We start from the raw sequence: 13914 nt of genomic DNA, 5'->3' as shown, positions 1-13914 counted from the left end.
TCGGACTTAATACCTTTGGCTGCTTGCTTAGCAAATACTTCTAGTTCTTTCTTATTCATAGTCTGCCTATCCTAAACCCTATATGGGTATTAATGATAGGCAGTTACACAGATTTTGTTACAGGGTCTAAGCTAACATTATAACTGCACACCTTAATTGGCACTTACTTCACTACACCAATCCTTTCTTATATATTTTCTTGTCTAGTACCTTATAATCATATTCTTTGAGTAGCTTTTCACTTTCTCCAAGCACTAAAATTCCCCCTTTAAAAAGTGAATCATCTATAGTATTGAACACTGTTTTTTGTAAGTTTCGATTAAAATATATAAGTACATTCCTACAAAAAATCAAATGAAACTCATTAATAGAATCGTCGGTCACTAAATTATGCTGAAAAAACAAGACTTTCTTTTTGATATGTTCTTTTATCTCAATAACATTTTCTTCAAATTCAAACCAATTTCGCAATTCTTTTTTACCCGAACTTTTAATGTAATTTGATTCAAAATTAGTAAAATCATCGCTAGAAAAAAAACCATTCCCTGCTTCGTTTAAAACACGAGGATTAAAATCAGTCGCATACACTAAACTTTTATGTAATAAACCCATTTCATCTAACATAATAGCGATACTATAAGGCTCATCACCACGAGAACACCCCGCACACCAGACTCTTATCGATGGAAAAGTATCTAGGTAAGGAACAACATCTTCCCTCAACATTTTAAAGACTTCCGGGTTTCTAAAAAAAGTGGTTACATTGATTGAAAAAGAACTGAGTAATTTTGCAAATAAGGTCTCATCTTCAAAAACACTTTTTTTAAATTTTCCAAAGCTATTTATCATACTTTGCTTCATCGTTAATTCTATTCTTCTACTTAAAGAGTTTCTATCGTAATTTAGAAAGTCATACCCGTAAGTCAATTTTATATTTTCTAAAAAATTTTCAATCTCATCTTCAATATCAACTTCTACACTTAGCAGTAATTTAAGATATGTTGCAATTTCTTGTAGTGTTAATATTTTCGAATAATTATTTGTTTCAATAGCATTAAAAAGCATCGCCGTAGCTTCACACTCTTTGGGGTCAAGTATAATAACCTCACTATTGTTTTGTTTTAAATCCGCTAGGCTCTGGGTTCCATCACTGCCATACCCACACAATAGTACCACAACCAAAGCACTTTGATATTCATACGCCAAAGACTTAAATGTTGTCGTTAGAGAGGGCCTAGAATAACTAACAAGAGCCGTTTTATCTAAGTACATGTAATTATCGATTATGGTTAAATGATAATTTGGTGGTGCAATATAGATACAATTAGTTCTCACTTGCGTGTTGTGAACGGCTTCATACACTTCATATTGCGTTACATTTTGAATAATAGGGACTAAAAGACTTTTCTTATTTGGGCTAAGGTGTACAACAATAAAAATAGCTATGTCTGTATATGGTAATAGCGTTATCAATTTGACTATTTTTTCAATACTTCCCGCGCTTCCACCAAAGACTATCGCTTTAACCGGCTCCCTGCTTATAGAGGCATCGGCTTCATAGCTATTTTTTAAATTGTTTTTTATGCCTAGTTTTGACAAATATCCCCATAAGGCACTATGTGTAGTTTCAATAGCGACATTATCCTTCATCTTTAGAAGGAATTTTACCAGCCAATAAGGGATGGAATCAATACCTACAAAGCTAATTTCATAGGTAAGACTCTTTAAACCAATAGATAGCTCTTTTTTTAATACTCGAGTATCTGAAGCGTTAATTACGTCTTCAACAAGTATTTTTTTTGTATTATTATCTAATGCAACATGTACCATAGTTAGCTAATCCAACTCTTTACTATACCTAATGAAATATCCATTTTTAAAGGTTTTGATATATAGTCATCGCATCCAGCTTCAAGTGCTTTAACTTGGTCTTCTGCCATCGCTTTTGCCGTTACTGCAATAATAGGGATATGTTTTGTTGAAGCATTACTTTTAATAATTTTTGTTGCTTCATAGCCATTCATAACGGGCATCATAATATCCATTAGAATGACATCTATGTCGCTATGTTCATCTAAAGTATCAACGGCTTCTTTACCATTGTTTGCTGTTATTATTTCTGCTCCCTTAGAGCCTAATGCTTCACTCAACACATAAATATTTCGTATATCATCATCGGCAACCAATATTTTTGTGCCACTTAAATCTATATCATTAATATTTTGTACTTTTCCCTTATTTTTAACTTTTACCCGGTGCATAAAAATATCAACTTCTTCTAAAAGTCTTTTTTGTGATGCTACCGTTTTTATTACTATGGTATCTGTGTATTGTCGTAATTTTTGCTCTTCTTCAGTACTTAGACTTTTTCCGGTATAAATGATAATAGGAATTTGAATATTATTTTCTTTAATATACTCACATATCTCATAGCCATTGCCATCATCTAGGCCTAAATCTATAATAATGCCATCATAAATGCCTTTATCTAGTTCTTTAAGGGCGGCTTCTTTTGTAGAGACTCCTGTTGATTTAACAGTGCCACTTTGAGTAAATTCAAGTAAAGCCTCTCTTTGCGTGTCATCGTCTTCAACTAAAAGTAGATCTTTTACTTTTTTCTCATTAAAAGAGTTTATCTTCTCTATCGCATGTGAAATATCATTCCTAGCAACAGGTTTAAAACTATAACCGATAGCACCATGCTCTAGTGTCTGTTTAGCCCTTTCTTCTCCAGAAATCACATATACCGGGATTTTTCTCAGGCTTGGATTCATTTTAAATTCTTTGAGTACATCTATTCCATTCATATCAGGAAGTCCTAAATCTAATAAAACCCCTTTTACGTCATACTCTTTTGCCAATGCTAGGCCGTCTTTACCATTTAACGCTATCAGTGCATATTCATTTTCTTTATTGATTCTTTCTCTTAAGGTCTCAGCAAATCCCCTGTCATCTTCAATAATTAAAAATACTTTATCTACTGCAGTTAAAAGCCCCCTATCATCATCAATACTTTCGATAATAGACGTATTAGTTTGTGCTAATTTTATTTCTTGATGATTATCTACATCTGTATGCTTATTTACATCTGTATCTTCATTTGTACCTTTCTTCATATTTGGGATTATAATGCTAAAAGTACTTCCTTCATTAATCTTAGATATTACCCGAATTTCTCCACCTAACATATGGATAAGCTCTTTACTAATAGAGAGACCAAGTCCTGTACCACCATAGATTCTACTGGTACCTCCATCAGCCTGTTGAAACGCTTCAAATATACTTTTTAATTGATCATTGGATATGCCAATACCGGTATCACTCACCGAGACTTCAATGCTGTCATTGTCACCATTTTTTATATCTAAAGAAATTGTTCCTTGCTTTGTAAATTTTAAAGCATTAGAGATCAGGTTGCGCACAACTTGTGCCAATCTATCTTTATCGCTACGAATTACGCCTTTATAGCTATCTGACGTAATGAACTTTAGGTTTTTTTCTTCGACTTGATGTTCAAATTGTGCCCCAATCTCTTCATTAAAGGTACTTGATTTAAATGAGTCTACGATAACATCCATTTTACCTGCTTCAACTTTTGAAAGATCAAGCACATCGTTTATAAGTCTCAGTAATTCATTGCCACTATTATGAATAATTGAAGCTTTTTTAATCTCTTCTTTATCTAAGTGTCCAAACATATCATCTTGTAACATATCGGAAAGTAAGATAATGGAGTTAAGTGGTGTTCGAAGTTCATGTGACATATTGGCTAAAAATTCTGATTTATATTTGCTAGACATAGCCAAATCATCTGCTCGTTTGTCTAAAGCGAGCTGAGATTCTTCAAGGGTAAGATTTTTTTCTTCAAGTTGTTGTTGCTGCTCTTCCATTTGAGCGTTTGCTTCTTCAAGTTGTTGCTGCTGTTCTTCCATTTGAGCGTTTGCTTCTTCAAGTTGTTGTTGCTGCTCTTCCATTTGAGCATTTGCTTCTTCAAGTTCTTGCTGCTGCTCTTGCATTTGAACGTTTGCTTTTTCAATATCTTGATTTTTAATTTGCGTTTCTTCTAGCAGTTTTTGAACTTTTTGACTCTGTTTAGAAGAAGAGAGTGCAGTGGCAATAATCTCATTGGCTAACAAGAAAAACTCTGCTGCATTTGCATCAAATATTTCACTAGAACCAATTTCAATGACCCCAAAAAGTTTATTCTGGTAAATTAAAGGGAATGTATAGGTATTTAAAGGCGGTTCACTTGTTGTGCCTGTGTCTACCACAAGTTGTGTTCGTTTAATATTTTTAAGTTGTATCGGGCTTTTTTGACGTGCTACTTGTCCGACAGTACCTTCGCCTAATGCAAACTTGTTTGCTATTTCTTCTCTTTGAACATAAGCATAATTTGCGTATTGTTTTAACGTTTCTGTTTCTTCATCAAAAATATATAATGAACCAATACCCGCATTAAGATAGGTACATAAGAAGTGAATTGATTTATGACTTACTTCAACAGTATCAGTTTGAGTACTCAACTCTTGATTTAATGTGTTTACTCCCTCTTTTACCCAATTTTGATTGGTCGATTTAACATCACTTTCTCTTAAAAGTTTTATTGAAATACTTAAAGCGCTTGCTATCATGCCTAATTCGTCGAGAGATTCACTTGCATCGTTGTCATCTTCAAATTTACCCGTTTTAATGATGTCTATTTTATTATAAACCGTGTCGAGTTTTTCATTAAAATATTTATAGGTAATAACAGAAAAGTAAATCAAGAAAATACAAACAGCACTAAAAATTATAAGTAAACGACTAAATGCCTCATTATATCGAGTATCAGAGAGTACCTTTGCCTCATTCATTCTTTTATCGTTGTAGCTTACTATTTCAGAGATGAGTTCACTTGCTTTAGCAATATACCCTTTTGACTTTGTTGTAGAGAGTTCAAGTGCTTTTTGATTTGTATTTTTAATCGCTAAGTTCAGTACTTCTGATTGCACTTTTTCATATGCTCTAAGTGCAACGATTATCTGATCAATTTTTGTATTTTTATCCTTGTCAGTAATAGCTCTCAGCTTTCTAGCATCTCTATTTACTTGTAATAATGAGAAATTTGAACGCTCAGCCACCTTTTTGATTTTATCTGCATCGACTAATAAAATTGAACGACCAGCATCTCTTACCGATTTTAAAATAGTAGACTCTATAGAAGAGATAAGTGTTAATGCTTGTAGCTTTGAGGCTATAACTTTAGAATTTGAATTTGAATTTGAGACTACGCTTAACATCTCATTATTAATAATTAAAGCGAGGTCATCAGTGAGTGTATCTAAAATTTCTATCTTGTTGATAGCATCTACATTCAGTAGTGTTTTAGCCTTTTGATTTGAATTTTTTATGGTTAAATTATAGATGTCTTCATAGACATTGGAATATCTACCGTAGAAGGTTTTAATCGCTTCTAGCTTTGCAAGGTTTTCCTTATCTATAATTATTGTTAAGTCGACAATGTTTTTTTCAATCTCACCTTGAGCGGCTAAAAAATCATTATTGTACCCGCGCATATCTTCTTGAGTCAATGATAATATTACATTTTTTTCCGACCTATGCATTTCAAGAAGGTTTGCTTTTATATCTTTACTCAATATAGCTTTAGCTGCATCTTTTTCTATAACTTGATTGAAATTATCATTCATCACGCTCAGGCTGAATAAACCTAATGTCAAAATTATAATGATACCCAGCATAGAAAAAAAATTAAGCAGAGATATTCTTTTAACTAATGTCATATCTTTAATCATTAGTGCATCCTTTTTTAACGAGTGTCGTATGTTTAATCATTAGTACATCCTTTTTTTAATTATGATCACTATAGCACTAATTATCAGGGCAATTGTGGAAAACCAAGCAATCAGTTTTAATCATTAACGGAAGCGAGTCTTAGTCATGTCTATAGCCAATTACCGATTATAAAAACCTAAACCCAGCCAAACTTAAAGGTAAGATGATGACTGCATACGGTTGAAATTTGTTATTTTTGAATATATCAACTATATAGATAGACAAGATAAGCGGTGTGGTATTTTTGGTTTTGTTGTTAAAAATTTTATCCCCATAAATTTATCCCAATCAATACAAAATTTTCAAAAAACAAGTCCTGACACTCAATGCAATACGTGATATACATAAGTAATAGCTGCATTAATTGAAAAAAAAATGGATTTGTTTTGATAGATAAAAAAAATGAACAGATAAATATTCTTATCGTGGACGATCTTAATGAGAATCTTTATATATTAGAAAATCTGCTTGATAAATTAAAACTTGAAAATTTAAATACCATAAGGGCACTCAGTGGTGAGGAGTGTTTACAAATCTCTATAAGTGAAGATATTGATTTAATTATTTTAGATATACAAATGCCAAGTATGAATGGTTTTGAAGTGGCTAAATTCTTAAAATCAAATGCTAAAACAAAGAATATTCCCGTTGTTTTTCTCAGTGCTACCTTTAAAAAAGAAGAGTTTGTTCAACATGGCTTTGAGCTTGGCGCAATTGATTACTTTACAAAACCAATTGAAAAATATAGTTTTTTAGCAAAAATAAAAGTTTACATAAAGCTTTTTACCAAACAAAAAGAGCTTATATTATTCAATAAAAATCTTGACCAGATGGTAAATAAAAAGACATTCGGTTTACTACGTAGTCAAAAAGAACTCAAAGAAACTAAACAACGCTATTTTGATCTTTATAATTTAGCTCCTATCGGTTATTGCACCCTTAATGAAGAAGGTATGATTCAAGAATCAAACCTTTCAGCTTCAAAGTTGTTAGGGCTTGGCCAGAACGAATTAATAAATAAATCCTTTGCAAGTTTTGTAGCAAAAGATTATCAACATACCTATAAACTATTTTCCGAAGCACTTTCAGAACCTAGTAACCATGCAGAGTGTGAATTAAAAATTGTACAACCTGATAAGACTATATTTTGGGCGTACTTAAGTGCAACTACCGAAAAAAATTACAATGCACTCGAGTTACGACTGCTTATTAATAATGTTTCAGGGCGGAAGATAGCGGAAGAAAAGCTGATATATATGGCGCATTACGACACGTTAACGGGTCTACCAAGTAATCGTATAATATTAGCAGATCGCCTGCAACAGAACATGAAACAAGTAAAACGTCGCAATCAATCGTTAGCTGTTGTTGTTATTGACATTGATAATTTTAAAGCCGTAAACGATACCTATGGAAACGATGTAGGCGACCAATTGCTTATAGCATTATCAAAAGAAATGCAGGGAATATTACGCAAAGAAGATACGCTTGCTCGAATTGGCGGCGATGAGTTTGTTATAATACTGTCAAACTTACCTGATATTAAAAGTAGCTTGTCATTAATAACCCGTTTACTTAATTCAGCAGCACAACAATTTTTTATTAATAAACTCTCGATCCAAGTTTCAGCAAGTATTGGCATTACTTTTTACCCTCAAGCTGAAAGAATTGATCCCGATCATCTGTTACGCCAAGCTGATCAAGCCATGTTTGAAGCAAAATTATCTGGAAAAAATCGCTATCATATTTTTGATACCAAGGAAGATGATTTAGTACGAGAACGCTTTGAGCAGATTCAACGTTTACGTGAAGCACTGAATACCGATGAGTTTGTGCTTTATTATCAACCTAAAGTCAATATGAGAACCGGTGAAGTTGTAGGGGCAGAGGCGCTAATTCGTTGGGAACACCCTGAAAAAGGTCTGGTACCGCCTAATGAGTTTTTGCCTATAATGGAAGGTCATGCATTGTCTATTTCTCTTGGGGAGTGGGTAATAAGATCGGCTCTCAAGCAAATAGAACACTGGCAGAGTTTGGGTATACACATACCAATAAGTGTTAATATTAGCGCTCTACAACTCTTATCAAGTAACTTTTTTGAACAATTTGAAAAGATTTTATTAGAATTTCCAAATGTAAAACCTTCTTTTCTAGAAATTGAAATCCTTGAAACAAGTGGACTTGAAGACTTACCCAAAGCATCAAAAGTCATTAACCGTTGCAGAGAATTTGGCGTACACTTTGCTCTAGATGATTTCGGTACCGGCTATTCATCATTAAGCTATCTTAAAAAATTAGCGCTAACCTATATCAAGATTGATCAAAGCTTTGTAAGAGATATGTTAGACGACCCCAATGATCTTGCGATCATAGAAGGTGTTATTAGTCTCTCTGATGCTTTTAGGATGCAGGTTATTGCAGAAGGTGTAGAGACATTAGAACATGGTAGAATATTATTACAACTCGGATGTGAACTTGCTCAAGGCTATGTTATAGGGCGTCCTATGCCAAGTGATAAGTTTATCGATTGGCTAGGTGAGTGGAAGCCAGACAGTTCATGGACAAAGCAAAGTTTATTAAATGATGCGCAATCTAAATTCCTTATGGCTATTGTAGAAAAACGCTTAGGGCTTAAAAACATAGTTGCATTTTTAAAGTGTGAAAGTAACAACTATGAGTATCAAAATATTCATGATTGCCATTTTAGCAAGTTATTAAAGAAATATGGTGATAACTATTTTGAATCCGTTAACACTTTGAATAAAGTTAATAATTTACATGAGAGTATGCACACTCTATCTGAAGAGTTATTAGAGTTACATAAAAATGCTCAATATAAAGAAGTTTTACAAGGGATAATAGGGCTGGAATATATTTATGAGGAGCTAATTCAAGAAATGTCTTTGATGCATGAACGTTATGCTCTCAGCGTTTAAAACAGTTCTCCTAAACCACTATAAACATTGTGATTTTATAATTAGCATACATCATAACCCGTAGATTCAACGTTGAAGTGCACAATAACTAAAGCAGTGATAAGCACTAACTATGTGTCCAACCATTAGTTTGGCTGGAGCTTTGTTCTTTAGCCTTTTTCAGGTTTTAATTTAACATTAGCCTCTGAAAGAAAGCATGATATATGCTTTTTCTATTTACTTGCCTTGTATCACACGCTACCAAGAACTCCTATCTTTAAATATTTTAGCTTCACTTGTATCATGTGTTTGGTTATAACTTTTTATCTTTTGATTTTTGCTAAGCATAACTTTTAATTGATAAAAAGTTTCTCGTGCTAACGTAAAACGATCACTGCGCCACCATACTTGATTGTAGAGTTTTTTAACGCCGGCAATAGCATCAGGTGATTGTTGGATAAGGGTTTCTGCTAACGCTTTTGCAGAAGCCATAGGATCGGAAGATATTTCAGTGATCAAATGATATTCAAGCGCTTGTTGTGCAGAAATTTCTTTTCCGGTCATCGCGAGCAGCTTGGCTTGATCAGCCGGTAAATGTTCTTTTAGTGCTAAGCTTCCTCCCATATCAGGAATTAGCCCCCACCTCGCTTCTAAAATAGATAAGGTCGCGGTTGGTTCAACAAAACGAAAGTCACCACCGAGTGCTATTTGTAAACCGCCACCCCATACTCTGCCATGTAAAGCCATGATCACAGGTACTGGTATTTTTCGCCAGCCCGTAGAGACACGTTGCGCTAAATTGGATTGTCCGGGTAACCATTTAAACAGTAGTTTTAGGATATTAATAGGTGCCTTCATCACTGACTTCACATCTAAGCCACTACAGAAATCTACACCTTTACCATGGACAATTACCGCACGGAGTGTTTTGTCTTTTTGTAATTGCTTAATAATTTTATCAAGCTGATAAAACATCATCATATTAATAGCGTTATGTTTATCTGCGCGATTAAGTGCAACATAAGCAATGTTGTTTTCGATAGTTAACAATACAGTTTTTTCTGGCATACTGACCTCTGGTTAGACCAGAATAAAATAACCTTGTATACCTGAGAAGTAAATAAAAAATTTTGACTGGAAGCATTAACATGAATAATTATTTTCAAGGAAAAACAATCGTCATCACCGGTGCATCGGCAGGCGTCGGTGCAGAAACCGCTCGAGCATTAGCAAAAATGAAGGCTAATTTAGTTTTATTGGCAAGAGGGCAACAAGCACTTAACGAGATAGACAAAGAACTTTCAGTTGAAACGTCTGTGTTAACTATCGCGATGGATGTCGCTAATTCGGCAGATTGCCAAAAAATGCTGGTCAGTGCACAGGAAAAATTTGGCGGTATTCATTATCTTATTAATAATGCTGGCTATCACCAGCGTGGTAATGTTGAACATAACACCGCTGAGCAATTAGCCAAAATGGTTGACGTTAATCTCCGTGCGCCCATAGAACTTAGCACATTAATTTTACCTTATATTCGCAGGAGCATTGCTAATGGCGGCTTTGGTGGCATAGTTAATGTTGGATCTTTAGCTGGCCGCACACCATTACAAGGTGCAGCAACCTATTGTGCGACTAAATCTGGCTTACGTGCTTTTACCTACGCACTCGCTGATGAATTAAAAGGCTCAGGTATTATCGTTGGCTTGGTTTCTCCAGGGCCAATCAATACTGGTTTTATTATGTCTGAAATTGATGAAGTGGAAGATATTGTATTTTCTCAGCCAATGAGTAGTCCGCAACAAGTCACAGATGCCATAATTTGCGTTGCCAAAGGTGAGCAAGTCGAAATTACCTTACCTCGTTCAAGCGGTTGGTTAACCACTGTTTCTTATCTATTTCCTTCACTAAGACGCTTTCTCAGACCGACACTTTATAAAAAAGGGCGAAAAGCAAAAAAGCGTTACAAAAACAAAACACAATAAAGGCGAGTACATTGTCAACATATCCGTATATAATATCGCTATAACTGTTTAGTAAAAAAGAATCTCATGACGCTAGAAAACGAACAACTCAATAATCCTTTGCACGGGCTTAAATTAGATACACTATTAAATGAAGTGTTTGATCATTATGGTTGGGAAATTCTAGCGGAATATACCAATATTAATTGTTTTAAAAACAAGCCTAGTCTTGAATCTAGCTTAAAGTTTTTGCGTAAGACCGAATGGGCACGTGAAAAAATGGAACGTTTTTATTTGTACCAATTTAAGAACTTGCCGAAAGCAGATGATGAACAATATGAAATTCCACCACGTCTGCGAGTGATACCTGCACGCCAAAAACCTAAAGACCCTGCTGTACTCATTTTAGGACAAGCGCCTATTCCGACAATCAGATCGTCAAATTTTTCTGACAACAAACCTTCATCACACGGTCGAGATAGCAGAAGTAGTAGTAAGGGTAGCTATAAAGATAAAAATGAACAGGGTTTTGCTCGTCGTACAGAAAAACCTGAACGCTCAAAACCAGCGAGTGCAGCTTCAAACCCTTACTCAGAATCTCCGAAGTAACATCAACATAAGCATTCAATTGACAGGTTAACCACAAGGTTAATCTGTCAACATATCAATAAATGTCAAACTAAAATTGTAAATATCTCCAGGCCATCGCGCCGATAAGTAGTTTCTATCTTTAACGATAAAGCCACGTGACATGTGCTGTAAATCATCACGAGCTAATGGCAAACTGCCGGCAATAAATTGAGTTTTACTGGCAAGTGCTGCCACTAATTCATCTTCTGTGGTTGTTTCTGGATACGTTAAGTAATAATCATCTAACCAAAGTCGCGTTAATTGGAAAGCCATAAGTTCTTGACGTTTTAATAGCCCAGTACATTGATAATTATAGATGACCGACTTTTGACTTTTAGGATCAATACTTCTCGCTGGAATTAATACTCCATGGCAGACAGCCGCGACAGGTTTATTTTCATTAAAAAAATCAACCACCAACCTTTGTAATACCGCTGATTCTAAATATTCTTTTACCCCTTTGTCATGCCCTCCCGGTAACAATAGCCCATCGAAGTCACTGGCTTTGACATCGGTGTAAGATAAGGGCTTATTAAATTCAACTGATTCTTCCAGTTGACGGTAGGCTTTTATTGCATCTTGCCGAGCCTGTAATAAGGGCTTGAGCAAGCCCAAACTTTTTCCCGTCAGCATTATATCGTCAGCCGTCGCGACCTTGCCATCAGGCGTTATAAAAGTCATTTCAATCTGCTGTTCGTTTAGCAATAACCAAGGAATAGCGACTTCTGAAGGATCGCAACCATAGCGCGGTAATGGGATCAGTACTTTTTTATTATGCATCTTTATTGACCCTATTTAAGATTTCGTTGTCCGCGTGTTCTTGTTGCAAGAAATAAGTCCATTGCTGCTCGTAGGCGAACATTTGCTGATGTTTCTTGGTGGCTAAATGCATTTGCTTGTCGTGGTCTGTGGCGAAAGCTCCTGTTCGACAAGCTAGGCATGTTCTGTCTTCTGGCACCCTGCTTTTGCGGTTATACGTTATATAGTCGTCGCTATGAGCATCAAATGTCGCTTTACAGTTTTCTAAAGACGCTTGGCTGTATATATAAGTTGTCCCTTGTGTTGATTTAACATGTTTATCTCTGTTTACATTCCTCACTTTATAATCTGGAAATTTAGTGATGTCAAAGAAAAAGCGACCAATATAGTTGATATCTGTATCAGTGATTAACGCTTTTTCAATATTCCATTGCAGATAAGGTTTAACATTCTTTGATGTGATGAACGCAAGTTTTGCACCATTTTCATCGAGGAAGTATTGAAAGCAGTTCAACAGATATTTTCTCAGTAAAGCTCTGTTTAAGGTATTCACACTTAATTGTTGGCACTGAGCTTGAAAAGCTTGTTCAGAAGAAAAAGCGGGAAGTAATGGAAATTGAAAAATCACCAAATCAAATGATTTCTTAGCTAACACTCCCCAAGTACTTTTATCGGTTACGTCGAATTCTGTGATTACTTGGCAATTGTCCTGCTGTAACTGCTGATAATAATCATCGCCGTACTTTTCTTGTAAACAAGCCATATTGTCATAAATGGTTGCTGTCAGTTGTTGCAGTTGATGATGTTTGAGTAAGGATGCAGAAAAAGATAAGTCGCCATCGCCAACCGTTAAAACGCGCCATTTAGGATCAATATACATAATGATATTTATAGGATAGTAAAATAAGCATTGTATACCGTTAACACGCAAAGTGCAGAATTTCAGTGATAATTAAAATAACGCTAAAACCCACTTATTTTCTTAATTGATAACAGTTAGCAATTAAGGTGCTGGCTTTGTACTTTGCTTACCGGATGCTGCCATTTCGCATAAAGATGATTTTGTTATGGATCCTTAATTGGCGACATGAATCTTTTTCGCCTCGCCATAGGGTTATATAAGCAAAAATGCCAGCTCGTTAGCTTGGTAAATAAAACGCTGAGCGCAATTATAAAGGTTTTCTCGCCACTATTTGTGCTATCGCTTGACTACGATCACCGGTATCTGAAAGTGTTGTTCCTTCAAAATAGTGAATAATTTGCCAATCAATAAAATGCTCGGCTAATTCCCCGATTTGTAATAAAAAGTCAGGTTTTTTGGGACGACCGAGTTCAGCTTGACTTAAGGTAAAGGTTTCATAGATAACGAGACCATTAGGAACTATCGCCGCTTTAATCTGTTCTATAAGTGGTCGATGTAAGTAGCGAAATACCATCACCGCACTATAACTGTGCTCAGCTAATGGCTGGGAACCACCTTGCTCAAAGTCAACGTGCCAAAAAGTAGCTAAAGTCGCTTGATATTTATCTGCAGCATTATTTATTGTTTGCTTAACGTTAGCTAATGATTGCGCGTTACTGTCTGCAAAATTCACCGCTAATTTATTCTGCAGACAAAATAGACCATTCCGGCCATTGCCACAAGCTAGATCTAATATTGGTAATGAAACTTTATAGCGGCTAAGTTCGGGTAAATATTTGTTCAACAAGGATGAATGCATAGCTTTATCTTTTTTATTTTTATTTTTTCTATCGATAATAAAAAAGGCTGCAATCAATTTGCAGCCTTCATTTAATGCAATACTAGTCGTTAATAA

9 protein-coding genes are annotated in these 13914 nt (G+C 35.0%); 3 read left to right on the top strand and 6 right to left on the bottom strand.

The annotated features are described in order from the left end of the window. Window positions 1-171: 171 nt before the first annotated feature. Both ESZ26_RS15970 and ESZ26_RS15965 read right to left on the bottom strand, forming a co-directional pair. Window positions 172-1830: a CheR family methyltransferase gene (locus ESZ26_RS15970; RefSeq protein WP_146800454.1), complete on the bottom strand. Its 1659-nt coding sequence runs from the start codon at window positions 1828-1830 to the stop codon at window positions 172-174. A gap of 2 nt (window positions 1831-1832) precedes the next feature. Next, window positions 1833-5792, bottom strand: coding sequence for a response regulator (locus tag ESZ26_RS15965; protein ID WP_146800453.1), 3960 nt, complete (start codon window positions 5790-5792; stop codon window positions 1833-1835). 426 nt (window positions 5793-6218) lie between these two features. Between ESZ26_RS15965 and ESZ26_RS15960 the strand changes: the two genes are divergently transcribed. Then, complete coding sequence (locus ESZ26_RS15960; RefSeq protein ID WP_146800452.1) at window positions 6219-8768, top strand: EAL domain-containing protein; 2550 nt, start codon at window positions 6219-6221, stop codon at window positions 8766-8768. Between the two features lie 237 nt (window positions 8769-9005). On the opposite strand, the gene ESZ26_RS15955 is transcribed toward ESZ26_RS15960, so the two are convergent. Then, window positions 9006-9815 (bottom strand): crotonase/enoyl-CoA hydratase family protein, encoded by an 810-nt coding sequence (locus ESZ26_RS15955; RefSeq protein WP_146800451.1) that lies wholly within the window; start codon window positions 9813-9815, stop codon window positions 9006-9008. Between the two features lie 80 nt (window positions 9816-9895). Here ESZ26_RS15955 and ESZ26_RS15950 point away from each other — a divergent pair, with 80 nt between their 5' ends. Next, complete coding sequence (locus ESZ26_RS15950; RefSeq protein ID WP_146800450.1) at window positions 9896-10729, top strand: SDR family NAD(P)-dependent oxidoreductase; 834 nt, start codon at window positions 9896-9898, stop codon at window positions 10727-10729. 66 nt (window positions 10730-10795) lie between these two features. After that, entirely contained in the window at window positions 10796-11317 is a 522-nt protein-coding gene (locus ESZ26_RS15945) for a VF530 family protein (protein ID WP_146800449.1), read from the top strand. Window positions 11318-11356: 39 nt separating this feature from the next. Here ESZ26_RS15945 and ESZ26_RS15940 read toward each other — a convergent pair whose 3' ends face one another. From ESZ26_RS15940 to ESZ26_RS15930, 3 genes are all read right to left on the bottom strand, one after another. Then, a complete protein-coding gene (locus tag ESZ26_RS15940; protein ID WP_146800448.1) occupies window positions 11357-12118 on the bottom strand; it encodes a type 1 glutamine amidotransferase domain-containing protein in 762 nt (253 codons plus the stop codon). Then, a complete protein-coding gene (locus ESZ26_RS15935; protein WP_146800447.1) occupies window positions 12111-12977 on the bottom strand; it encodes a class I SAM-dependent methyltransferase in 867 nt (288 codons plus the stop codon). The genes ESZ26_RS15940 and ESZ26_RS15935 overlap by 8 nt, the downstream gene beginning before the upstream one ends. Window positions 12978-13266: 289 nt before the next feature. Next, window positions 13267-13875 carry a class I SAM-dependent methyltransferase gene (locus ESZ26_RS15930; protein ID WP_146800446.1) on the bottom strand — a complete coding sequence of 203 codons (609 nt, stop codon included), beginning with the start codon at window positions 13873-13875 and terminating at the stop codon, window positions 13267-13269. Window positions 13876-13914: the final 39 nt, after the last annotated feature.

Source organism: Colwellia hornerae (assembly GCF_007954355.1).
Taxonomy (GTDB): Bacteria; Pseudomonadota; Gammaproteobacteria; order Enterobacterales; family Alteromonadaceae; genus Colwellia_A; species Colwellia_A hornerae.
Note: the sequence above shows the minus strand (reverse complement) of the source record. Positions and strands in the feature narration are given on the sequence as shown.

Coding starts and splice junctions, on each gene's coding strand:
- ESZ26_RS15940 (WP_146800448.1), bottom strand. CDS start 12,118: ATGCATAATAAAAAAGTACTGATCCCATTACCGCGCTATGGTTGCGAT.
- ESZ26_RS15970 (WP_146800454.1), bottom strand. CDS start 1,830: ATGGTACATGTTGCATTAGATAATAATACAAAAAAAATACTTGTTGAA.
- ESZ26_RS15935 (WP_146800447.1), bottom strand. CDS start 12,977: ATGTATATTGATCCTAAATGGCGCGTTTTAACGGTTGGCGATGGCGAC.
- ESZ26_RS15955 (WP_146800451.1), bottom strand. CDS start 9,815: ATGCCAGAAAAAACTGTATTGTTAACTATCGAAAACAACATTGCTTAT.
- ESZ26_RS15950 (WP_146800450.1), top strand. CDS start 9,896: ATGAATAATTATTTTCAAGGAAAAACAATCGTCATCACCGGTGCATCG.
- ESZ26_RS15945 (WP_146800449.1), top strand. CDS start 10,796: ATGACGCTAGAAAACGAACAACTCAATAATCCTTTGCACGGGCTTAAA.
- ESZ26_RS15965 (WP_146800453.1), bottom strand. CDS start 5,792: ATGATTAAAGATATGACATTAGTTAAAAGAATATCTCTGCTTAATTTT.